The following is a 21,492-nucleotide window of genomic DNA, read 5'->3' on the forward strand; positions in this document are numbered from 1 at the left end:
AGACGTCCGACGGCCCCGCACGCACGCGTGCGGGGCCGTCGGACGTTGTGCCGGTGTGCTACTCCACCGTGACCGACTTGGCCAGGTTGCGCGGCTTGTCGATGTCCCGGCCCAGGGCCAGGGCCGTGTGGTAGGCGAGGAGCTGGAGCGGGATGCCCATGAGGATCGGGTCGAGCTCGTCCTCGTTCTTCGGGACGACGATCGTGTGGTCGGCCTTCTCCTGCTCCTGGTGGGCGACGGCGAGGATCTGGCCGCTGCGGGCCTTGATCTCCTCCATGGCCGCGCGGTTCTTCTCCAGCAGGTCGTCGTCCGGCACGATCGCGACCGTCGGCAGCGCCGGCTCGATCAGGGCGAGCGGGCCGTGCTTCAGCTCGGAGGCCGGGTAGGCCTCGGCGTGGATGTAGGAGACCTCCTTGAGCTTCAGGGAGGCCTCGCGGGCGACCGGGTAGCCCCGCACGCGGCCGATGAAGAGCATCGAGCGGGCGTCGGCGTACTGCGCGGCCAGCTTCTTGATGTCCTCCTCCTGCTCCAGCATCTCGGAGATCTGCGCGGGCAGCTTGCGCAGGCCCTCGATGATCCGCTTGCCGTCGCGCACGGACAGGTCGCGGGTGCGGCCCAGGTGCAGGGCGAGCAGCGCGAAGGCGACGCAGGTGTTGGTGAAGCACTTGGTGGACACGACGCACACCTCGGGGCCGGCGTGCACGTACATGCCGCCGTCGGCCTCGCGGGCGATCGCCGAACCGACCACGTTGACGACGCCGAGGACCCGGGCGCCCTTGCGCTTGAGCTCCTGCACGGCGGCCAGCACGTCGTACGTCTCACCGGACTGGGAGACGGCGATGTAGAGGGTGTCGGGGTCGACGACCGCGTTGCGGTAGCGGAACTCGGAGGCCGGCTCGGCGTCCGCAGGGATGCGGGCCAGCTCCTCGATCATCTGGGCGCCGATCTGACCCGCGTGGTACGAGGTGCCGCAGCCGAGGATCTTCACGCGGCGCACGGCGCGCGCGTCGCGGGCGTCCAGGTTGAGGCCGCCCAGGTGCACGGTGGAGAAGCGGTCGTCGATCCGGCCGCGCAGCACGCGGTCCACGGCCTCGGCCTGCTCGTGGATCTCCTTGTGCATGTAGGTGTCGTGGCCGCCCATGTCGTAGGAGGCGGCCTCCCACTCCACGGTGGTCGGCTCGGACGTGGTCCGGGTGCCCTCGGTGGTGTAGGTGCGGAAGTCGTCGGCCTTGAGGGTGGCCATCTCGCCGTCGTCGAGGGTGACTATCTGCCGGGTGTGGGCGACCAGCGCGGCGATGTCGGAGGCGACGAACATCTCCTTCTCGCCGATGCCGAGGACGACCGGCGAGCCGTTGCGGGCGACGACGATGCGCTCGGGGAAGTCGGCGTGCATCACGGCGATGCCGTACGTGCCCTCGATCACCCGGAGGGTCTCGCGGACCTTGTCCTCCAGCTTCTCCGCCTCGGAACGGGCGATGAGGTGGACGAGGACCTCGGTGTCGGTCTCGGAGAGGAACTCGACACCGTCCGCCTCCAGCTTGCGGCGCAGGTCGGCGGCGTTGTCGATGATGCCGTTGTGCACCACGGCGACCTTGTGGTCGGCCGACATGTGCGGGTGAGCGTTCACGTCGGAGGGGGCGCCGTGGGTGGCCCAGCGGGTGTGGGCGATGCCGGTGGTGCCCTTGAAGCGCGCCGGGACCTTGGCCTCCAGGTCGCGGACGCGGCCCTTGGCCTTGACCATCTTCAGGCCGGCCGCCTTCGGGGACGTGACGACGATGCCCGCCGAGTCGTAGCCGCGGTACTCCAGGCGCTGGAGGCCCTCGAGCAGCAGGGGCGCGACGTCACGCTTGCCGATGTATCCGACGATTCCGCACATATACCGTATTCCTCGCAGGTCTCGTGTCCGGCGGCCGGTCAGCCGTAGACGATGCGGCGCAGCTGGCGGAGCGTCAGCTCCGGCGGTGCCACCGCGCGGTACTTCAGTTCCGCCGCGATCCGCTCGAAGATCGTCGCGTTCACCAGACCCTGGGTCTGGAGCTCGCGGTGGCGGCGACGGACGTACTCCTCGGTCGTCTCGTCGAAGTAGGCGAGCACGTCCTGGACCACGCGCAGCGCCTCGCCCCGGCTGAGGGGGGTGGACCGCGTCAGATGATCAACGAGTTCGTCGTGCACCCGGTAGATCCTGGGGTACGGGCGAGGGTTTCGCAAGAATCTTGCCCGATTTCGGGCAAGCGCCTCACATGCGCCGGAGAACCGCCTGCTTGGCGAGGGTGAACTCCTCGTCCGTCAGCACCCCGGAGCGGTACAGCTCGCCCAGCTCCCGCAAACGCCGCAACAGGGCGTCGTGGTCGTCCTCGGGAGCGGGAGCGGGAGCGGGGGCGGAGGCCGCGGCGTGCTCGGCCGGGCCCGGGTCCTCCGGAAAGGGCGCTCCGGACGGGTGCGGCAGCCGGGCCTGGACGGCGGCGGCCACCAGGGCCATCAGCGGGTCCTTCCTGAACCCCCACAACTCGACCGCGTTCCGGTCGTACTTGGGCGGCACCGTGGCCGGCGTGCCCCGCACGGTGAAGCGGAGATGGCCGTTCTCCAGGCCCGCCGACGGCCGCCACTCCACGGCGGTGATGTCCGGGAGCGGGAGGACGCGCGGTCCGCCGGCGGACTTGGCGTCCTCCGCCTGCCACTTCCACTCCAGCCGCACCCGCTCGCCGTCGAAGCTCACCGTGCCGTCCCCGGCGGACACCGAGAGGGGGACGGAGGGCCCCGCCAGCAGGTAGGCGTCCACCGGACCGGACGGAACCTCCTCCAGCAGCAGGGCGTTGCGCACCTCGTCCACCAGGTACTCGGCGACGCCGTACCGGTCGGACTCCACGATCAGCTGGTAGGGGTCGTGCGGCTCGATCAGCCGACCGCCGGTCGCGTGCAGCAACGGGTCGGCACCGTCCCGCAGCCGCAGCCTGAGCCGCCCGGACTTCTTGCCCTGCTCGAACGATATGCCCGCCAACGCACGCAGCGGGACGGTCACTTCACCCAGCTCGCTGCGGAGCGGACTGACGTTCTTGTCCCGCCCCGGGGTCAGCCGCAGGGTGTCGCCGTCGAAGACCCACGTTCCGTCCCTCTGGATGATTTCCGCCATGCGGGGATTCTTCCATCGCACCGGGCACCCCCCGGGGGAGAGGGGGCCGGCCGAAACGCCCGACGGGCACCCCGGGGGACCGTCCCCGAGGTGCCCGCCCGTCCGTGCGGGCCGTCACAGCCCCGCGAGGGGGTTCTTCAGACTCCCGACCAGCTGCAGCGCCCCGGACGGGTCCGCCAGGTCCACCATCTGCCGGTTGTCGCGCAGCTGGAGCCGGTTGAGGCAGGACAGCGCGAACTCGGGCGCGAACAGGTCGTACCGGGCGAACCTGTCGGCCAGCTCCGGCACCGACTCCTGGTACGCGCGGGCGACCTCCGCGACCGTCCGCCAGAAGCCGTCCTCCTCGAGGATCCCCTCCTCGGCGAGGTGCGCGGCGAGGAAGCGGAAGAAGCAGTCGAAGACGTCCGTGAAGATCGACAGCAGCTTCTTGTCCTCGGGGACCTCCACGGCGATGCGCGAGACGTCCGGCGGCAGCACGGCGTCCGGGTCCATCACCGCGATCTCCTCGGCGATGTCCTTGAAGACCGCCCGCCGCACCACCCCGTCCTCCAGGACCAGGATCACGTTCTCGCCGTGTGGCATGTAGACCAGGTCGTAGGCGTAGAAGCTGTGCAGCAGCGGGACGAAGTAGGCCCGCAGGTAGTGCCGCAGCCACTCGGCGGGCGCGAGCCCCGAGCGCTCGATCAGCGCGCCCGCGAAGGAGGCGCCCTCGTGGTCGACGTGGAGGAGGGAGGCCATGGTGGCCAGGGTCTCGCCGTCCCGCAGCGACGGCACCGGGCTCTCCCGCCACAGCGCGGCCAGCATCTTGCGGTAGGGCGAGTAGCGGTCGGTGGCCTGCTCGTACTCCAGGTGCCGGTAGCCGACGGCCGCCCGCTCCCGGATGATCGTCAGGCCCGTCCCCTTCAGCACCGGGTCGTTCTCGACGAGCCGGGCCAGCCAGTCGTTGATGGCCGGGGTGGCCTCCATGTACGCCGCCGACAGGCCGCGCATGAATCCCATGTTGAGGACGGACAGCGCCGTCTTCACGTAGTGCTTCTCGGGGTGGGAGGTGTTGAAGAAGGTGCGGATGGACTGCTGGGCCAGGTACTCGTCGTCGCCCTCGCCCAGGCACACCAGGTGCCGCCGGGCGACCTCGGCGGCGAAGGTCACGGCGAGCTTGTTCCACCACTGCCAGGGGTGGACCGGGATGAACAGGTAGTCCGCCGGGTCCAGGCCCTGCTCGCGCAGGACGCCGTGGAAGCGCTCGACGGTCGCCCCGCCCAGCTCGTCGCGCACGAAGGACTCGTACTCGACGCCCACGCCCGCCGTGAACGCCGCCCGCGAGCGGTGCGCGGCCAGCCACACCAGCCGTACCGGGCTCGCGGTCTCGGGGGCGTACGACAGGTAGTCGTGGATGCCGAAGCCGAGCCGCCCGTTGTTGGCGACGAAACAGGGGTGGCCCTCGGTCATGCCGGTCTCGACGGCCTGGAAACCGGCGCGGGCCAGCTCGGCCGAGGTGACCTGCGGCTTGGTGAGCTTGTAGCAGGTGCCGGAGAGCGTGGAGGAGATCTCCTCCAGGTAGACCGGCAGGATGTCGTCGCTCAGCCCCAGGGACTCCTTCAGCTCGATGAGGAGGTCCAGGGCGGCGAGCGGCAGCTGCGTGCCGTCGCGGTGGCGGGTGATCGAGTCGGCGTCCACCTGCCAGTGGTCCAGGGCGCGGACGGTGGCGGTGAAGCGGTAGCTGGTCAGGCCGTCGTCGCTGCGGACGACGTACGCCTCCCCGTCCCGCTCGGGCGTGAGCAGCCGCTCGTGGGTGAACTCGGCCAGCGCCTTGCGGACCAGGAGGCGGTTGGCCCGCTCCCAGTGGTCGGGGGTCAGGTGGGCCACGGCGTCGGCGAGGCTCATGCGGACACCGCCTCCTCGAACTGCTCGCGGGTGCAGAAGCTCAGCAGCGCCCTCTTCTCCGGCTTCCGGATCTCGCGCTCGGGCACGAACCCGACGGCCGCGTTCAGGGCGTGGACGGCCTTGTTGCCGACGTCCGGCTCGACGACGACGCGGGCGGTGGCCGGGTCGGCGAACAGCTCGGTCATCACGGCGGTGATCACGGCCCGGGTGAAGCCGTGCAGCGGCCGGTCGGTGGGGGCGACCAGGAAGTGCATGCCGACGTCGCCCGGCTCCGGCTCGTACAGGCCGACCAGCTCGCGGTGGGCCGGGTCGTACTTCTCCATCAGGAAGGCGGGGACGCCGTCGTGCAGGCCGAGGTAGGCGTGGTGGTGCTCGTCGGCGGCCATCTCCATGTAGGCCCGCTCGACGTCCACCAGGCTCGCGTCCTGCATCATCCAGAACGCGGACTTGGGGTGGGTGACCCAGCCGTGCAGCAGTTCGGCGTCCTTCAGGGGGTCGAGGGGGCGGAGGGTGAGGGCGCCGATCTTCGCGGCGGCGGTGCTCATACGGAAAACTCCTGGAACGCGATGGTCTTCTCGACCGGGTAGTACTCGGTGCCACCGAGCAGCTCCCGGATGATGTAGCTGTTGCGATAGGCGCCCATGCCCAGATCGGGGCTGGTGATGCTGTGCGTGTGGACACCCGCGTTCTGCAGGAACACGCCCCGGCCGGTGACGTCGATCGCGTAGTTGCGGCCGAGGTCGAAGTTGCCCTGCGCGTCGTACCGCAGCCGGTCCCGGACGGGTTTGAGGAACTCCGGCTCGGTGTACGCGTAGCCGGTGGCCAGGATCAGGCCGTCCGAGCTGATCTCGAAGTCCTTGCCCTGCTCCTCCTGGCGGAAGCCGAGCGTGTACGTGCCGTCGGCGTACCGGGCGCTGGTGAGCGCCGAGTTGGTGAGCAGGCGGGTGGGGACGGGGCCGTTGAGCCTCTTCTGGTAGAGCAGGTCGAAGATCTCGTTGATCAGGTCGCCGTCGATGCCCTTGAACAGGCCCTTCTGCTCGGCGGTGAGCCGGTAGCGGGTGTCCTCCGGGAGCGCGTGGTAGTAGTCCACGTACTCCGGGGAGGTCATCTCCAGCGTGAGCTTGGTGTACTCCAGCGGGAAGAAGCGCGGGGAGCGCGTCACCCAGTTCAGCTGGTAGCCGTGGACGTCGATCTCGCCGAGCAGGTCGTGGTAGATCTCGGCGGCGGACTGGCCGCTGCCGACCAGCGTGATCGACTTCTTCTTCTGCAGTTCCGCCCTGTGCTGCACGTAGCGGGAGTTGTGGATGACGTCGCCGGCCAGGCCGCGGCAGGCCTCCGGGACGTGCGGCGGGGTGCCGGTGCCGAGGACGAGGTGACGGGCGCGGTAGGTGGCGCCGGAGGTGGTGGCGACGACGTACAGCTCGTCCGTCCCGTCGTACGTGACCTCCGTGACCGTCGTGGAGAAGCGGACGCTGCTCAGCTGGTTCGCGGCCCAGCGGCAGTAGTCGTCGTACTCGACGCGCAGCGGGTAGAAGTTCTCGCGGATGTAGAACGAGTACAGCCGGCCCTTCTCCTTCAGGTAGTTGAGGAAGGAGTACGGGGACGTCGGGTCGGCGAGGGTGACCAGGTCCGACATGAACGGGGTCTGGAGGTGGGCGCCGTCCAGGAACATGCCGGCGTGCCACTCGAAGTCGGGCTTGGACTCCAGGAAGACGCCGTTCAGTTCGGCGATGGGCTCGGTGAGGCAGGCGAGGCCGAGGTTGAAGGGGCCGAGGCCTATCCCCACGAAGTCGTAGGGGGCACTGGCTTCAGGAAGCGCGGTCAAGGGACTCTCCCAGGTACTGCTCGGCGTGGCCGGCGATCAGGTCGAGGACGGCGGCGATGTCGGCGGTGGTCGTCTCGGGGTTGAGCAGGGTGAACTTCAGGTAGTGGCGGCCGGCCACCTTGGTGCCCGCGACCACCGCGTCGCCGGAGGCGAACAGGGCCTTGCGGGCGTACAGGTTGGCGCGGTCGATCTCGGCGGGCTCGGTGACGGCGGCCGGGATGTAGCGGAAGACCAGCGTGGACAGGCTCGGCTCGACGACCACGTCGAAGCGCGGGTCGGCGGCGAGCAGCTGCCAGCCCTCGGCGGCGAGGTCGCACACCTCGTCGAAGAGCTCGCCGATGCCGTCGGCGCCCATCACGCGCAGCGTCATCCACAGCTTGAGGGCGTCGAAGCGGCGGGTGGTCTGCAGGGACTTGTCGACCTGGTTGGGGATGCGCTCGCGCACCATGCGGCGCGGGTTGAGGTACTCCGCGTGGTAGGTGGCGTGGCGCAGGGTGGCCGCGTCCCGCACCAGCAGGGCGGACGAACTCACCGGCTGGAAGAAGGACTTGTGGTAATCGATCGTGACCGAGTCGGCCAGCTCGATGCCGGTCAGCCGGTCCCGGTACTTCAGGGAGGCGAGCAGCCCGCAGCCGTAGGCGGCGTCCACGTGCATCCACACCCCGTACCGGTCGCACAGCGCGGCGATCTCCGGCAGCGGGTCGATGGAGCCGAAGTCGGTGGTGCCGGCGGTGGCGACGACGGCCATGGGAACGAGGCCGTCCGCGGCGCAGCGCTCCAGCTCGCGGGCGAGGGCGACGGTCTGCAGGCGCTTGTCGTGGTCGACGGGGACCGCGACGACGGCGTCGGGGCCGAGGCCGAGCAGTTTCGCCGACTTCTGCACGCTGAAGTGGCTGACCTCGGAGGCGAAGACGCGCAGTTTCGCCGGCTCGCGGGTCTTCGCCTCCTCGCGGGCCAGCAGCAGCGCCTGGAGGTTGGACTGGGTGCCGCCGGAGGTGAACACGCCGTCGGCGGCGGGGCCGAGGCCGACGCGGGCGGTCGTCCAGTCGATCAGCTTCCGCTCGATGAGGGTGCCGCCGGCCGACTGGTCCCAGGTGTCGAGGGAGGAGTTGACGGCGGTCAGCACCGCCTCGGCGAGCACGGCGGGGATGACGACCGGGCAGTTGAGGTGGGCGAGGTAGCGGGGGTGGTGGAAGTAGACGGCGTCGCGGAGGTAGACGTCCTCCAGCTCGTCGAGGACCGCGGCCGTGTCGTGCAGCGGCCGGTCGAGGTCGATCCCGTCGATGCGGGGGGCGAGGTCGTCGACCGTGACGCCGGTGAACGGCCGGTCGATGGTGGCGAGTTTGGCGGCCACCCGCTCGACTCCTTGGGTCACGGAGCGGCGGTACTGCTCCGCGGTGGTGTCGTTGAGCAGGTGCGAGCGCATGAGGGGGTCCTCCGGTGGGGACGGTCCGAGAGGGACGGGTGAGGGCGGAGCCCGGACTTCGAACTTAGGTTAGCCTAACCTAATGAGCGTCGCTCAAACACGTGCCCACCGTGACGACCGTCACTCACGCCTCATCGGCTCGTCACTGACGGTGAGGGGGAGTGGGGCGGGGGAGCGAGACGGGGCGCCGGGGGTCAGCCCTGCTCGCGGAGCTGTTCCTCCGTCAGGCCCTGGCGCCAGTAGCCGACGAAGGTGACGCGGCGCCGGTCGACGCCGCGCTCGTCCACGAAGTGCCGGCGCAGCGCCCTGACCCGGCCGGACTCGCCGGCGATCCAGACGTAGGGGGTGCGGGCGGACGGCAGCCGGGCCGCGCGGAGCGCGGTGAGGGCGAGGTCGGCCGGGTCCCCGGCCCCCTCCCGGACCAGCCAGGTGATCTCGGCGTCCGCCGCGGTCGTCAGCTCCTGCACGTCCGCGGCGTGCGGCACCTCCAGCCACACGCGGGCGCGGGTGCCGGCCGGCAGGGACTCCAGGACGGCCGAGACGGCGGGCAGGGCGGTCTCGTCGCCCCAGACGACCACCAGGTCGGTGTCCTCGGGCGGGCGGAAGCGGATCGCCCGGTTGTCGGCGACCGCCGGGCCCAGCAGCAGGACCCGGTCGCCGGCGGCGGCGCGGGCGGCCCAGCGGGAGGCGGGACCCGCCTGGACCGCGGCCCCCGGCCCGACGCCGTGCAGGACGAAGTCGATGTCGATCTCGTCGGTGTTCCCGAGGGCGTCCCGGCGCAGGTCCCGCAGCGTGTACGAGCGCATCACCGCCCGCACGTCGTCCGGCAGTTCGCGCCACGCCTGCCACCAGCCGTCCCCCAGCTCCACCGGCACCGCCGGCTCCGTCTGGCCGGGGTGCGGCAGGAACAGCGACAGGGACTGGTCGCGTCCGTCGGAGCGGAAGGCGGCGAGGTCGGGCCCGCCGAAGGTGACCCGGGTCAGGGACGGGCCGAGCCGCCTCGTCCGTACGACCCGGAGGGAGAAGAAACGGAACGGGGCGGCTACGGCGGTCGTCACGGACGGCTCCTGCGAGTCGGGGCGGACGGGGTCAGCTGACCTTCTTCGCGTTCTCGATGGCCTCGGCGAGGTTGTCGAGCAGCGGCGTGCACTTGTCGTAGGACAGGATCGGCTCGGGGGAGCGGGCGATGACCTGGCCGGCCTTGACGGCGGGGAGCGCCTTCCAGGTGCCCTCGTTGATGTCGGCGGGCTGGATGGTCGAGGCACGGTCGTCCATGATGATGACGTCGGCCGGGTACTTGTCGACGTTCTCCCAGCTCAGGGTCTCGAACCAGCCGCCGGTCGCCTTCTTGGCCTCCTCCGGGGGCTCCACGATGTTCACGCCGAGGGCCTTGAAGTACTCCAGGTCGATGGAGTAGTTCGAGCCGGAGACGTAGAAGACGCTCGGCGCGGCGGAACCGGCCAGCACCTTGATCTCCGGCCGGGCCTTGGCGGCCTTGCGCAGCCGCTCGGCGGCGGCCTCGAACCTCTTCTTCGCCTCGACGACCTTCGTGGCCTTCATGTCGGCGCCCAGCGACTCGGCCAGCTCGGCCATGCGCTGCAGCGGCTTCGGCATCTGACGGTCGTAGACGGAGATGGCCACGCTCGGGGCGAGCTTGGCGATCTTGTCCTTGGAGGCTTCGGGGACGTACCAGAGGGTGCCGGCGTCGTCGAACGTCGTGCTGATGAGCACCTCGGGCTGGAAGGCCGCGTACTGCTCGAGGTTGAAGCTGTCGAACTTGTTGCCGAAGATCGTCAGCTTGCTGACGTCCATGTCGCCGGCCTGGACGTCGGCCTTGCCGTCCTTGGTCTTGGTCGGGCCGAAGACGCCCTCGACCTCGACGCCGTAGTCGTGGAGGGCGGCGGCCACACCGGTGAACGCGGCGATCCGCGTGGGGACCTTGTCCAGCTTCACGGTGGTGCCGCGGTCGTCCTTGAACGTCCACGGGCCGGACGCGGCGGCACCCGTCCCCCCGGCCGAGCCGCCGCTCTTCGCGTCGTCGTCCCCGCAGGCCGCGAGCACGGCACCGAGGCCGAGGGCACCGCCGGCGGCGAGGATGCCGCGGCGGGAGAGGCGGGCGGTTCTGGCGTTCGACATGGCTGGGTCCGCTTTCGTGCGTGCTGGGCCGGTGGCCTGAGACGCGATTAGGTTAGCCTAACCTCAAGAGCTCCCTGAAGGACCCCCGCCCTGTGAGGCGGGTCACGGTCCCGACGAGCGGAAGACGGCCTCCCTGCCCTTGTCGCACCTGCGGACCCGCGCCGGGCGCGCCGCGCGTTCGGCGTCCGCGGTCGGCCCCTCACCGGACTCGTCGTGCTCGGCGTGCTCGGTGCGCTCGGCGGCCTGGTGGGGGCCTCGCCCGGCGCCCTCACCGTGCCGACGGCCGCCGCGGCCCGCGACCGGACGCCGCTGCTCCACCCGGTCCCCGCCGCCGGTGCCCCGGCCGCCGGCCACCGGCCCGGGCGCCCGGCTGCTCGCAGGACCGTGTCCCGCCCGGCGGGCCGGCCGCACCCGGCCCGCCGGGGCCCGGGCGGGCGGTGGGTCAGCCCGCCAGTCCCAGCTCCCGGGCGATCAGCATCCGCTGGACCTCGCTCGTGCCCTCGCCGATCTCCAGGATCTTGGAGTCGCGCCACATGCGGGCCACCGGGTACTCGTTCATGAAGCCGTAGCCGCCGTGGATCTGGGTGGCGTCCCGGGCGTTGTCCACCGCGACCGTCGACGAGTACAGCTTCGCCAGCGCCGCCTCCTTCTTGAACGGCTCGCCCGCCACCAGCCGGGAGGCCGCGTCGCGCCAGGCGAGGCGGGACGTGTGGGCCTTCATCTCCATGTCGGCGATCTTGAACTGGATCGCCTGGTTCGCGCCGATCGGCCTGCCGAAGGCGTGCCGCTCCTTGGCGTACTTCACCGACTCGTCCACGCAGCCCTGCGCCAGCCCCGTGCCCAGCGCGGCGATGGCGATCCGGCCCTCGTCCAGGATGCGCAGGAACTGGGCGTAACCGCGCCCCTCTTCACCCAGCAGGTTCTCCGCCGGCACCCGGACGTCGACGAAGGACAGCTCGCGGGTGTCCGAGGCGTTCCAGCCGACCTTCGAGTACGGGGCGGCCACCGTGAAGCCCGGGGTGCCGGACGGGACGATGATCGCGGAGATGAGCGGACGGCCGTCGGGCTTGCGGCCCGTGACCGCCGTGACGGTCACCAGGCCCGTGATGTCCGTGCCCGAGTTGGTGATGAAGCACTTGGTGCCGTTGATCACCCACTCGTTCGTGGCCTCGTCCAGCCGCGCCGTCGTCCGCGTCGCGCCCGCGTCCGAACCGCCGTCGGGCTCGGTCAGGCCGAAGGCGCCGAGGATCTCGCCCGAGCACAGCTTCGGCAGCCACTCCCGTTTCTGCTTCTCGGTGCCGAACAGGTGGACCGGCATCGCGCCCAGCGAGACACCGGCCTCCAGCGTGATGGCCACCGACGAGTCGACCCGGGCCAGCTCCTCCAGGGCGATGCCGAGGGCCAGGTAGTCACCGCCCATGCCGCCGTACTCCTCCGGGAACGGCAGGCCGAACAGGCCCATGCGGCCCATCTCCCGGACGATCTCGTACGGGAACTCGTGCCGCTCGTAGAAGTCGCCGATCTTGGGCGCCACGACGTCGTGGGCGAACTCCTCGACCGTGCGGCGGAGTTCTTCCAGCTCGGGGGAGAGCTTGTGGTCCATGCTGTCACTGCTCCTGGTGGGAGAGGGCTCGTACGGTGCGGGACGGGCTGGGTCGGCCCAGCCGGGAGGCCATCCACGTGCTTGTGGCGACGAGACGGCCCAGGTCGACCCCGGTGTCGATGCCGAGACCGCGCAGCATCCACACGAGGTCCTCGGTGGCGAGGTTGCCGGTGGCGGACTTGGCGTACGGGCAGCCGCCCAGCCCGCCGGCGGAGGCGTCGACGGTGGTGACGCCGAGCCGCAGCGCGGCCAGGGTGTTGGACAGGGCCTGGCCGTAGGTGTCGTGGAAGTGGACGCCGAGCGCCTCGACGGGGACGCCGGCCCCGACGAGCGCGCGGAGCAGGGCCTCGACGTGACCCGGCGTCGCCACGCCGATCGTGTCGCCCAGACTCAGCTCGTCGCAGCCCATGTCCAGCAGGGCCCGGCACACCCTGACCACCTGGGGGACGGGCACGGCGCCCTCCCACGGGTCGCCGAAGCACATCGACAGGTAACCCCGGACGTGGACGTCCTGCGCCTTCGCCCGGCTCACCACCGGCTCGAACATCGCCAGCGCCTCGTCCACGGTGCGGTTGAGGTTGGCCTTCGCGAAGGACTCCGTGGCACTGGCGAAGACCGCGACCCGCCGGGCGCCGAGCGCCAGCGCGCGGTCCAGGCCGCGTTCGTTCGGCACCAGGACCGGGAGGTCGACCGGCAGACCGGACACCGCCGGGAACAGCTGCTCGGCGTCGGCCAGCTGGGGCACCCACCTGGGGTGGACGAAGCTGGTCGCCTCGATGGTGGTCAGCCCCGCGTCGGCCAGGCGGCGGACGAACTCCGCCTTCACCTCCGTCGGCACGGTCGCCTGCTCGTTCTGCAGACCGTCGCGGGCGCCGACCTCGTGGATCCGCACCCGTGCGGGCAGGCCCTCGGCGGGCACGGTCATGGGCAGGCCGAGTTCCGGGGTGTTCATGCCGTCTCCTCCTCCGCCGGGGCGATGACCGCCAGTACCTGGTCCATGGCGACCGTCGTGCCGGGGGACACGTCCAGCTCGGTGACGGTGCCGGCGTGCGGGGCGGAGATGACGTGCTCCATCTTCATCGCCTCCACCACCAGCAGGCTCTGTCCGGCCGCGACCTCGTCGCCGACGGCGACCTTCACCACCGTCACCGTGCCCGGCATGGGCGCGGTGAGCGAGTCGGCGCCCGCGTGGGCGGCGCGGGTCAGCGAGGCGGCGACCGGGTCGTGGTCGCGCACCTGCCAGGCGTCGCCGTCGCGGCCCAGCCAGGTGCCGTCCGGCAGCGCGGCGAAGGTGTGGGCGACGCCGTCCAGCCGGAACGCGTACCGGTGTCCGTCGTCCGACCGGGTGACCGCGGACGCGGGCAGGGGGTGCTCCGCGCCCTCCGGCAGCACCTCGGTCCCGCCCTCCGGGGTGGCGCGCACCCGCACGGTGACCGGGTCCCGGCCCGGCACCCGCAGGTGGTGCGCCGTCCAGGCCCGCTCCCCGCCCATGCGCCAGCCGTCCCCGGCGCCGAACGGGTCCGACCAGCCGGTGGCGTCCGCGGCCGGCGTCAGCGCCGCCCGGCGCAGCAGTGCCGCCGCCGCGTAGACCTCGGCCGGCACCTCGTCCGGGACGAGCGCGTCCACCTCCCGCTCCACCAGCCCGGTGTCCAGCTCGCCCGCCACCACCGCCGGGTGCGCGAGGAGCCGGCGCAGGAACCCGGCGTTGGTCTGCACGCCCAACGTCACGGTCCGGGCGAGGGCCGCCCGCAGCTTGCGCAGCGCGGTGGCCCGGTCGGGACCGTACGCGATCACCTTGGACAGCATCGGGTCGTAGAGGCTGCCGACCTCGGTGCCCTCGCTGAGCCCGGAGTCGGTGCGCACGCCGTCGCCCTCGGGCTCGTGCAGCCGCAGCACCGTGCCGCCGGAGGGGAGGAAGCCGCGGGCCGGGTCCTCGGCGCAGAGCCGGGCCTCGATCGCGTGCCCGGTCAGCCGGACGTCCTCCTGCGCGAACCCGAGCCGCTCGCCGGCCGCGACCCGCAGCTGCCACTCCACCAGGTCCAGGCCGGTGACCAGCTCGGTCACCGGGTGCTCCACCTGGAGGCGGGTGTTCATCTCCATGAAGTAGTACTGCGAGGGGTCGCCGCCCGGCACGATGAACTCCACCGTGCCCGCGCCCCGGTAGCCGCAGGAGCGGGCCGCCTGCACGGCCGCCTCGCCCATCGCGGCCCGCGTGGCCTCGTCGAGGAGGACGCTCGGCGCCTCCTCGACGACCTTCTGGTGCCGGCGCTGGAGCGAGCACTCGCGCTCGCCCAGGTGCACCACGTTGCCGTGGCCGTCGGCGAGGACCTGGATCTCGATGTGCCGGGGCCGGTCGATCCACCGCTCCACCAGCAGGGTGTCGTCGCCGAAGGAGGCGCGGGCCTCGCGCCGGGCGGCGGCGATCTCGTCGGCGAGCACGGCCGCGTCCCGCACCAGCCGCATGCCCTTGCCGCCACCGCCCGCCGACGGCTTCAGCAGCACCGGCGTGCCGATCTCGCGGGCCGCCTCGGCGAGCTGCTCGTCCGTCAGGCCGCTGCCGCTGGAGCCGGGCACCACCGGCACCCCGGCCGCCTTCACCGTCTCCTTGGCGCGGATCTTGTCGCCCATCAGGGCGATGGCGTCGGCGGACGGCCCGATGAAGACCAGCCCCGCCTCCTCGCAGGCCCGCGCGAAACCGGCGTTCTCGGCGAGGAAGCCGTACCCCGGGTGCACGGCCTGCGCGCCCGTCCGCGCCGCCGCCTCCAGCAGCCGCTCCACCGACAGGTAACTCTCCGCCGCCGGTGCCGGACCGATCCGCACCGCCGTGTCGGCCTCCCGCACGTGCCGGGCGTCCGCGTCGGCGTCGGAGAAGACCGCCACCGAGCGCACGCCCAGCGAGCGCAGCGTCCGGACGACCCGGACGGCGATCTCGCCCCGGTTGGCGACGAGCACGGTGTCGAACATGCGTGAAGCCTCGTGTGTGTTTCCCATGGGTCCCCTCCTCACATCCGGAAGACGCCGAACTGGGGGTCGCCCAGTGGCGCGTTGGCGCACGCGGTCAGGGCCAGCCCCAGCACCTGCCGGGTGTCGGCGGGCTCGATGACCCCGTCGTCCCACAGGCGGGCGGTCGCGTAGTAGGCGTTCCCCTGCCGCTCGTACTGCGCGCGGATCGGCGCCTTGAAGGCCTCCTCCTCCTGGGCGGGCCAGTCCTCCCCGCGGGCCTCCAGCTGGTCCCGCTTGACCGTGGCCAGCACGGACGCGGCCTGCTCGCCGCCCATCACGGAGATCTTGGCGTTGGGCCACATCCACAGGAAGCGCGGCGAGTACGCCCGCCCGCACATCGAGTAGTTGCCCGCGCCGTACGACCCGCCGACCACGACCGTCAGCTTCGGCACGCGCGTGCACGCCACCGCCGTCACCATCTTGGCGCCGTGCTTGGCGATGCCGCCCGCCTCGTAGTCCCTGCCGACCATGAAGCCGGAGATGTTCTGGAGGAAGACCAGCGGGATGCCGCGCTGGTCGCACAGCTCGATGAAGTGGGCGCCCTTCTGGGCCGACTCGGCGAACAGGATGCCGTTGTTGGCGACGATCCCCACCGGGTGGCCGTGGATGCGGGCGAAGCCGGTGACGAGGGTCTGCCCGAACTCGGACTTGAACTCGGCGAACCGGGAGCCGTCCACCACGCGCGCGATGACCTCGCGGACGTCGTAGGGCGTGCGCGGGTCGACCGGCACCACGCCGTACAGCCCCTGCGGGTCGACCTTCGGCTCGACGGCGGGCCGCACCTCCCAGGGCAGCGTGCCGCGCGCGGGGAGGGTGGAGACGATGTTCCGCACGATGCGCAGCGCGTGCGCGTCGTCCTCGGCGAGGTGGTCGGTCACGCCGGAGACGCGCGAGTGGACCTCGCCGCCGCCCAGCTCCTCCGCCGTGACCACCTCACCGGTGGCCGCCTTCACCAGCGGCGGGCCGCCCAGGAAGATCGTGCCCTGGTTGCGGACGATCACCGCCTCGTCGCTCATCGCCGGGACGTACGCCCCGCCCGCGGTGCAGGAGCCGAGCACGGCGGCGATCTGCGGGATGCCGGCGCCCGACATCCGGGCCTGGTTGTAGAAGATCCGCCCGAAGTGCTCGCGGTCGGGGAAGACCTCGTCCTGCATCGGCAGGAAGGCGCCGCCGGAGTCGACGAGGTACAGGCACGGCAGCCGGTTCTCCAGCGCCACCTCCTGCGCCCTCAGGTGCTTCTTCACGGTCATCGGGTAGTACGTGCCGCCCTTGACGGTGGCGTCGTTGGCGACGATCACGCACTCCCGGCCGCCGACCCGGCCGATGCCGGCGATGACGCCGGCCGCCGGGGCCTGGCCGTCGTAGAGCCCGTCGGCCGCGAGCGGCGCCAGCTCCAGGAACGGCGAGCCCGCGTCCAGCAGTGTGTCCACGCGCTCGCGCGGCAGCAGCTTGCCGCGCGCGGTGTGCCGGGCCCTGGCCCGCTCACCGCCGCCGAGCCGGGCCGCCGCCAGCTTGGCGCGCAGCTCCTGAACGAGGAGGCGGTGCGCCTCCTCGTTGGCCCGAAAGGCCTCCGACGCGGGGTCGGCCGCGCTCGTCAGCTCCGGTGCCTCGTGCATCCTGCGGTCCCCTCACCCAGTGGTCGACCAGTTAATGAGCGTTAACGCATTTCCTTCAGGTTAACGACCGCTAACCTCCCTGTCTAGAATCGATCCCATGACCACCAGAACCGACGCCCCCACCCGCCGCGAGCAGATCCTCAAGGAGGCCGCCCGGCTCTTCGCCGAGCGCGGCTTCCACGGCGTCGGCGTCGACGAGATAGGCGCCGCGGTCGGGATCAGCGGCCCCGGTCTCTACCGGCACTTCCCCGGCAAGGACGCGATGCTCGCCGAGCTGCTGGTCGGGATCAGCGACTCGCTGCTGACCGGGGCGAAGCGGCGCCTGGCGGAGGCCGAGGGGGCGTCCGGCCCGGGCGCGGGTCCCGAGGCGGTCCTCGACTCGCTCATCGAGGGCCACATCGACTTCGCGCTCGACGACCGCCCGCTCATCACCCTGCACGACCGTGAGCTGGACCGCCTCCGGGACGCCGACCGCAAGATGGTGCGGCAGCTGCAGCGGCAGTACGTGGAGCTGTGGGTCGGGGTGGTCCGCGAGGTGTACCCGACCGTGGCCGAACCGAGCGCCCGCTCGGCGGTCCACTCGGTCTTCGGCCTCCTGAACTCCACCCCGCACCTGGGCCGGCCCGGAGCGCTCCCGGGGCGCGCGGTGACGGCGGACCTCCTGCACCGGATGGCGCGGGGGGCGTTCGCGGCGATGGGGGCGGAGCGGGGGCCCGCCACGGAGTGACGAGGGTTACCCGCGCCCCTCTCTGGACGCCCTCCTTACCCACCGGTACGGTGAACTCTGAGCAAGCGCTTAGACACGTACCCTGGAGGTGGCGCCGTGCGCCGTACGGTGTTCAACGAGGACCACGAGGCGTTCCGGGAGACCCTCCGCGCCTTCATCGAGGCCGAGGTCGTCCCCGTCTACGACGAGTGGTTCGCCGCGGGCCAGGCGCCGCGCGAGTTCTACTACAAGCTCGGTGAGCTGGGCATCTTCGGCATCAACGTGCCCGAGGAGTTCGGCGGCGCCGGCCTGGACAGCCACAAGTTCGAAGCCGTCCTCTACGAGGAGACCGCCCGCGCGGGCGTCCAGTTCGGCGGCTCCGGCGTGCACGTGCTGCTCGCCCTGCCCTACATCAAGATGCTGGCCACCGACGAGCAGAAGAAGCGCTACCTGCCGAAGTTCGTCACCGGCGAGGAGATGTGGGCCATCGCGATGACCGAGCCGGGCACCGGCTCCGACCTCGCGGGCATGAAGACCACCGCCAAGCTCAGCGAGGACGGCACGCACTACGTCCTCAACGGCGCCAAGACCTTCATCACCGGCGGCGTCCACGCCGACAAGGTCATCGTCTGCGCCCGCACCTCGGCCCCGCGCGAGGACGACCGCCGCTTCGGCATCTCCCTGTTCGCCGTGGACACCAAGGCCGAGGGCTACTCGGTCGGCCGCAAGCTGGACAAGCTGGGCCTGCGCACCTCCGACACCGCCGAGCTCGCGTTCGTCGACGTCAAGGTGCCCGTCGAGGACCTGCTCGGCGAGGAGAACAAGGGCTTCTCCTACCTCGGCCACAACCTGGCCTCCGAGCGCTGGGGCATCGCCTTCGGCGCCTACGCCCAGGCCAAGGCCGCCGTCCGCTTCGCCAAGCAGTACGTGCAGGACCGCACCGTCTTCGGCAAGCCGGTCGCCCACTTCCAGAACACCAAGTTCGAGCTGGCCGCCTGCCAGGCCGAGGTGGACGCCGCCGAGGCCGTCGCCGACCGCGCGACCGAGGCCCTGGACGCCGGCGAGCTCACCCCCGCCGAGGCCGCCAGCGCCAAGCTGTTCTGCACCGAGGTCGCCCACCGCGTCATCGACCGCTGCCTCCAGCTGCACGGCGGCTACGGCTACATGAACGAGTACCCGATCGCCCGCCTGTACGCGGACAACCGCGTCAACCGCATCTACGGCGGCACCAGCGAGATCATGAAGACGATCATCGCGAAGGACATGGGCCTGTAGACCGGTCCCCGGGCCACAGAGTCACAGGAACATGAGCGAAGCACTCCAGTCCCTCCTCGACCTGCTCGACCTCGAGCGGATCGAGGAGGACATCTACCGCGGCCGCTCCCGGCCCGCCGTCATCCCCCGGGTGTTCGGCGGGCAGGTGGCGGCCCAGGCCATGGTCGCCGCCGGCCGCACGGTCCCCGAGGACCGGCACGCGCACTCCCTGCACGCGTACTTCCTGCGCCCCGGCGACCCCGGCGCGCCGATCGTCTACAACGTCGACCGCCTGCGCGACGGCCGCTCCTTCACCACCCGCCGCGTCGTCGCCGTCCAGCACGGCAAGCCGATCTTCACGCTGTCGGCGTCCTTCCAGACGTACGAGGAGGGCCTCGACCACCAGGCCCCGATGCCGGCCGCCCCGGACCCGGCGACCCTGCCCACCGGCGAGGAACGCCTGCGGAGCTACCCGCACCTGCCCGCCGAGACCGTGGAGCGGTTCCTGGAGGCCCGGGCCGCCGTCGACCTGCGGTACGTGGACGATCCGCCCTTCGGCGACTTCGGCACGCCGCGCGAGCCGCACTCCCAGGTGTGGTTCCGCACCAACGGCAAGCTCGCCGACGACCCGCTGCTCCACGTCGTCCTCGCCACCTACGTCTCCGACATGACCCTCCTCGACTCGGTGCTGCTCGCGCACGGCCGGGGCGGCTGGGCCGTCGGGGACGTCGTCGGGGCCTCGCTGGACCACGCCATGTGGTTCCACCGACCGTTCCGCGCCGACGAGTGGCTGCTGTACGACCAGCAGTCGCCGTCCGCGTCCGGCGGCCGGGGCCTCGGCCAGGCCCGCATCCACACGCAGGACGGACGGCTGGCCGTCTCGGTGGTCCAGGAGGGGCTGATCCGGGTCCCCTGGTGAATTTGCGCCCGATGGGCCCCTCGATATGACGTGCGCCACATGGGGGGCTAGGCTCTATGAGTGAAAAGCCGCAGACACGGCTTACCCGGCCGATCCGGCTCAAATGCCTCCGAGCCAGGGCCATGTGCCCGCCCGTGAACCGTTCCGGGCGACTCGGCGGCGCCGGTGGTCGAGAGCGTGTCCATGAACGTGCGGTTACACCCCACGACCGTGCCGCGTCTTCCGCGGCGGCGGCCATCCGCTCCCGTCATTGCTCCGCGATATGTGCGGGAGTCGGTGGAACGAAAGGGAATATCTCATGCGAGCACAGCGCGCAAGGCGTCTCTTCGCGGTGTCGGCCGCCGGACTGATGATGGCCGGTGGCATCGCGATAGGCACAGCGGGCACCGCGTCGGCGAACTCGTCGCACAACGACCACCACGGCTCCTACAGCCGCTACTGCGACGACCACCACAACCGGTGGTGGGACGATGACGACGACTGTGACTGGGGTTACAACGGCCGCGGTCACGACCGTTACGACAACGACCGTCACGACCACGGCCGTTACGACAACGACCACGGCCGTTACGGCCACGACCACGGCCGCGGTGACCACGACAACGGGCGTGGCGGCCATGACAACGGGCGTGGCGGCCATGACAACGGGCGTGGCGGCCACGACGGCGGGCGCGGCGGTCACTGATCCGTCGGTGAAACGAGACACGGTGTGCGGTTCCGTCCCGACGGAGCCGCACACCGCGGTTCTCGGCCGCTCCCGGAGGTGCCCTACGCGGGACCGGCTTCCAGCCCCGCCTCCGCCAGCAGGTACGCCGTCATCGGGTCGTAGTGGCGCGGACTGACCACGTGGTCGTCCAGCGGCACCGCGACCTGGAGGACGCCCTCGGACTCGGCGAGGAAGAGGGCGGGGTCGTTGCAGTCGGCGTACCCGACGGAGTCGACGCCGTGCCGGCCGGCGTACCCCGCCCAGCCGTGGTCGGCGACGACCAGGTCCGGCAGCGGGCGGCCCGCGCGCTCCAGGCCGGTCAGGACGGCCCTCATCGGCTCCCCGGAGTGCGTGTGCCACAGCGAGGCGCCGTGCTCCAGCACCGCCACGTCCGCGAACTGCTGGACGTAGCCCTCCTCCGTCGTCAGCCCCTCCGGGATCACGACGATCTCGCAGCCGGCGGCGCGCAGCGCGGCGGCCGTGGCGCGGTGCACGTCGAGCAGGCCGCCCGGGTGGCCGGTGGCGAACAGCACCCGCTGCCCGCCGTCCGCGGCCTTGCGCAGCCGCCCGGCCATGCGCTCCAGCGCGGCCACGGTCAGCTCGGGGTCGATGGTGTCCTGGCCGTACCGGTACTCCGGGTCGTCGTTGACGCCGACCCGCTCCGCCATCACCGCGAGCACGTCCTGCTCGTCGGTCCAGCGGTCGCCCAGCTCCAGACCGAACCAGTAGTTGCGGTCGCCGTTCGCCAGCTTCCGGTAATGGGAGAGGTTGTTCTCGCGGGGAGTGGCGACGTCGCCCGCGATACGGGTTCTGACGAGGTGTTCGACGAGTTCGGCGCGGCTGGGTGTCCCGGGTATCGGCATGGCTCCATTGTGGAGCAGCCGCCTGTCCGCGTCTGCCGGGTGCCGTCCGCTGGGACGCGGCTCACCCGCCCCGCCGGGTCACAGTGTGCGCAGGGCGAACCACAGCTCCATCCGTACGTCCGCGTCGTCGAGGTCGGCGCCCAGCAGCGTCGCGCAGCGGGCGATGCGCTGGCGGACGGTGTTGCGGTGCACGGACAGGGCGACGGCGGTGCGGTCCCAGCTGCCGTGCAGGGAGAGCCAGGCGCGCAGCGTCTCCGTCAGCGCCGGCACGGCCGCGACCGGCGCGAGGAGTGCACGGGCGTAGGCCTCGGCCTCGGCGTCCGGGACCAGGTCGGCGAGGGCGGGCCGGGCGGCGTGCCGCACCAACGGGACCCGGGTGGCCCGGGCCCGCGCCAGCGCACGCGCGGCCTGCGCGTCGGCC

Annotated in this window: 20 protein-coding genes; 4 read left to right on the top strand and 16 right to left on the bottom strand. The window is 71.7% G+C overall.

The window, feature by feature from the left end:
* Positions 1-58: 58 nt before the first annotated feature.
* The 14 genes from glmS to JHAT_RS21560 all read right to left on the bottom strand — a co-directional run bounded on the left by glmS (position 59) and on the right by JHAT_RS21560 (position 16,623).
* Positions 59-1,876, bottom strand: a complete 1,818-nt coding sequence (gene glmS, locus JHAT_RS21495) for a glutamine--fructose-6-phosphate transaminase (isomerizing) (RefSeq protein WP_077799872.1) — start codon at positions 1,874-1,876, stop codon at positions 59-61.
* Between the two features lie 38 nt (positions 1,877-1,914).
* Positions 1,915-2,172: a hypothetical protein gene (locus JHAT_RS21500; RefSeq protein ID WP_077799873.1), complete on the bottom strand. Its 258-nt coding sequence runs from the start codon at positions 2,170-2,172 to the stop codon at positions 1,915-1,917.
* Positions 2,173-2,236: 64 nt separating this feature from the next.
* Entirely contained in the window at positions 2,237-3,130 is an 894-nt protein-coding gene (locus JHAT_RS21505; RefSeq protein WP_077799874.1) for a DUF4429 domain-containing protein, read from the bottom strand.
* Between the two features lie 114 nt (positions 3,131-3,244).
* Entirely contained in the window at positions 3,245-5,014 is a 1,770-nt protein-coding gene (locus JHAT_RS21510; protein ID WP_077799875.1) for an IucA/IucC family siderophore biosynthesis protein, read from the bottom strand.
* Positions 5,011-5,559 (bottom strand): GNAT family N-acetyltransferase, encoded by a 549-nt coding sequence (locus tag JHAT_RS21515; protein ID WP_077799876.1) that lies wholly within the window; start codon positions 5,557-5,559, stop codon positions 5,011-5,013. The genes JHAT_RS21510 and JHAT_RS21515 overlap by 4 nt, the downstream gene beginning before the upstream one ends.
* Complete coding sequence (locus tag JHAT_RS21520) at positions 5,556-6,839, bottom strand: lysine N(6)-hydroxylase/L-ornithine N(5)-oxygenase family protein (RefSeq protein WP_171991001.1); 1,284 nt, start codon at positions 6,837-6,839, stop codon at positions 5,556-5,558. Before JHAT_RS21520 ends, JHAT_RS21515 begins: the two co-directional genes overlap by 4 nt.
* Positions 6,823-8,265, bottom strand: coding sequence for a lysine decarboxylase DesA (gene desA / locus JHAT_RS21525; protein ID WP_077799878.1), 1,443 nt, complete (start codon positions 8,263-8,265; stop codon positions 6,823-6,825). The genes JHAT_RS21520 and desA overlap by 17 nt, the downstream gene beginning before the upstream one ends.
* A gap of 194 nt (positions 8,266-8,459) precedes the next feature.
* Positions 8,460-9,323 carry a siderophore-interacting protein gene (locus JHAT_RS21530; protein ID WP_077799879.1) on the bottom strand — a complete coding sequence of 288 codons (864 nt, stop codon included), beginning with the start codon at positions 9,321-9,323 and terminating at the stop codon, positions 8,460-8,462.
* Between the two features lie 31 nt (positions 9,324-9,354).
* The gene (locus JHAT_RS21535; RefSeq protein ID WP_077799880.1) at positions 9,355-10,401 is read right to left on the bottom strand and encodes an ABC transporter substrate-binding protein; all 1,047 of its coding nucleotides are present in this window, start codon (positions 10,399-10,401) and stop codon (positions 9,355-9,357) included.
* Positions 10,402-10,503: 102 nt separating this feature from the next.
* The gene (locus JHAT_RS21540; RefSeq protein WP_077799881.1) at positions 10,504-10,755 is read right to left on the bottom strand and encodes a hypothetical protein; all 252 of its coding nucleotides are present in this window, start codon (positions 10,753-10,755) and stop codon (positions 10,504-10,506) included.
* An 88-nt stretch (positions 10,756-10,843) separates the two neighbouring features.
* On the bottom strand, positions 10,844-12,004 hold the full coding sequence (locus JHAT_RS21545) for an acyl-CoA dehydrogenase family protein (RefSeq protein WP_077799882.1): 1,161 nt from the start codon (positions 12,002-12,004) through the stop codon (positions 10,844-10,846).
* A gap of 4 nt (positions 12,005-12,008) precedes the next feature.
* A complete protein-coding gene (locus JHAT_RS21550) occupies positions 12,009-12,956 on the bottom strand; it encodes a hydroxymethylglutaryl-CoA lyase (protein WP_077799883.1) in 948 nt (315 codons plus the stop codon).
* Complete coding sequence (locus JHAT_RS21555; protein ID WP_077799884.1) at positions 12,953-14,968, bottom strand: acetyl/propionyl/methylcrotonyl-CoA carboxylase subunit alpha; 2,016 nt, start codon at positions 14,966-14,968, stop codon at positions 12,953-12,955. Before JHAT_RS21555 ends, JHAT_RS21550 begins: the two co-directional genes overlap by 4 nt.
* 38 nt (positions 14,969-15,006) lie before the next feature.
* Positions 15,007-16,623 carry a carboxyl transferase domain-containing protein gene (locus tag JHAT_RS21560; protein WP_077799885.1) on the bottom strand — a complete coding sequence of 539 codons (1,617 nt, stop codon included), beginning with the start codon at positions 16,621-16,623 and terminating at the stop codon, positions 15,007-15,009.
* A 97-nt stretch (positions 16,624-16,720) separates the two neighbouring features.
* Between JHAT_RS21560 and JHAT_RS21565 the strand changes: the two genes are divergently transcribed.
* From JHAT_RS21565 to JHAT_RS21580, 4 genes are all read left to right on the top strand, one after another.
* Complete coding sequence (locus tag JHAT_RS21565; protein WP_077799886.1) at positions 16,721-17,350, top strand: TetR/AcrR family transcriptional regulator; 630 nt, start codon at positions 16,721-16,723, stop codon at positions 17,348-17,350.
* Positions 17,351-17,446: 96 nt separating this feature from the next.
* Positions 17,447-18,604: an acyl-CoA dehydrogenase family protein gene (locus tag JHAT_RS21570; RefSeq protein WP_077799887.1), complete on the top strand. Its 1,158-nt coding sequence runs from the start codon at positions 17,447-17,449 to the stop codon at positions 18,602-18,604.
* Between the two features lie 31 nt (positions 18,605-18,635).
* The gene (locus JHAT_RS21575) at positions 18,636-19,502 is read left to right on the top strand and encodes an acyl-CoA thioesterase II (RefSeq protein WP_077799888.1); all 867 of its coding nucleotides are present in this window, start codon (positions 18,636-18,638) and stop codon (positions 19,500-19,502) included.
* Positions 19,503-19,800: 298 nt separating this feature from the next.
* Positions 19,801-20,187 (top strand): hypothetical protein, encoded by a 387-nt coding sequence (locus JHAT_RS21580; protein ID WP_143660469.1) that lies wholly within the window; start codon positions 19,801-19,803, stop codon positions 20,185-20,187.
* A gap of 83 nt (positions 20,188-20,270) precedes the next feature.
* Here JHAT_RS21580 and JHAT_RS21585 read toward each other — a convergent pair whose 3' ends face one another.
* Positions 20,271-21,071, bottom strand: coding sequence for a phosphatase (locus JHAT_RS21585; protein WP_077799890.1), 801 nt, complete (start codon positions 21,069-21,071; stop codon positions 20,271-20,273).
* Positions 21,072-21,149: 78 nt separating this feature from the next.
* Positions 21,150-21,492 (bottom strand): helix-turn-helix domain-containing protein (locus JHAT_RS21590; RefSeq protein WP_143660471.1); only part of this gene is annotated, 343 nt, incomplete at its 5' end.

The organism is Streptomyces sp. JHA26, assembly GCF_002005565.1.
GTDB lineage: Bacteria > Actinomycetota > Actinomycetes > Streptomycetales > Streptomycetaceae > Streptomyces.

Bases quoted from the DNA above. Each gene is read 5' to 3' on its own strand.
- glmS (WP_077799872.1), bottom strand. From the start codon at position 1,876: ATGTGCGGAATCGTCGGATACATCGGCAAGCGTGACGTCGCGCCCCTG.
- JHAT_RS21505 (WP_077799874.1), bottom strand. From the start codon at position 3,130: ATGGCGGAAATCATCCAGAGGGACGGAACGTGGGTCTTCGACGGCGAC.
- JHAT_RS21510 (WP_077799875.1), bottom strand. From the start codon at position 5,014: ATGAGCCTCGCCGACGCCGTGGCCCACCTGACCCCCGACCACTGGGAG.
- JHAT_RS21515 (WP_077799876.1), bottom strand. From the start codon at position 5,559: ATGAGCACCGCCGCCGCGAAGATCGGCGCCCTCACCCTCCGCCCCCTC.
- desA (WP_077799878.1), bottom strand. From the start codon at position 8,265: ATGCGCTCGCACCTGCTCAACGACACCACCGCGGAGCAGTACCGCCGC.
- JHAT_RS21535 (WP_077799880.1), bottom strand. From the start codon at position 10,401: ATGTCGAACGCCAGAACCGCCCGCCTCTCCCGCCGCGGCATCCTCGCC.
- JHAT_RS21545 (WP_077799882.1), bottom strand. From the start codon at position 12,004: ATGGACCACAAGCTCTCCCCCGAGCTGGAAGAACTCCGCCGCACGGTC.
- JHAT_RS21550 (WP_077799883.1), bottom strand. From the start codon at position 12,956: ATGAACACCCCGGAACTCGGCCTGCCCATGACCGTGCCCGCCGAGGGC.
- JHAT_RS21555 (WP_077799884.1), bottom strand. From the start codon at position 14,968: ATGTTCGACACCGTGCTCGTCGCCAACCGGGGCGAGATCGCCGTCCGG.
- JHAT_RS21560 (WP_077799885.1), bottom strand. From the start codon at position 16,623: ATGCACGAGGCACCGGAGCTGACGAGCGCGGCCGACCCCGCGTCGGAG.
- JHAT_RS21565 (WP_077799886.1), top strand. From the start codon at position 16,721: ATGACCACCAGAACCGACGCCCCCACCCGCCGCGAGCAGATCCTCAAG.
- JHAT_RS21575 (WP_077799888.1), top strand. From the start codon at position 18,636: ATGAGCGAAGCACTCCAGTCCCTCCTCGACCTGCTCGACCTCGAGCGG.
- JHAT_RS21580 (WP_143660469.1), top strand. From the start codon at position 19,801: ATGCGAGCACAGCGCGCAAGGCGTCTCTTCGCGGTGTCGGCCGCCGGA.
- JHAT_RS21585 (WP_077799890.1), bottom strand. From the start codon at position 21,071: ATGCCGATACCCGGGACACCCAGCCGCGCCGAACTCGTCGAACACCTC.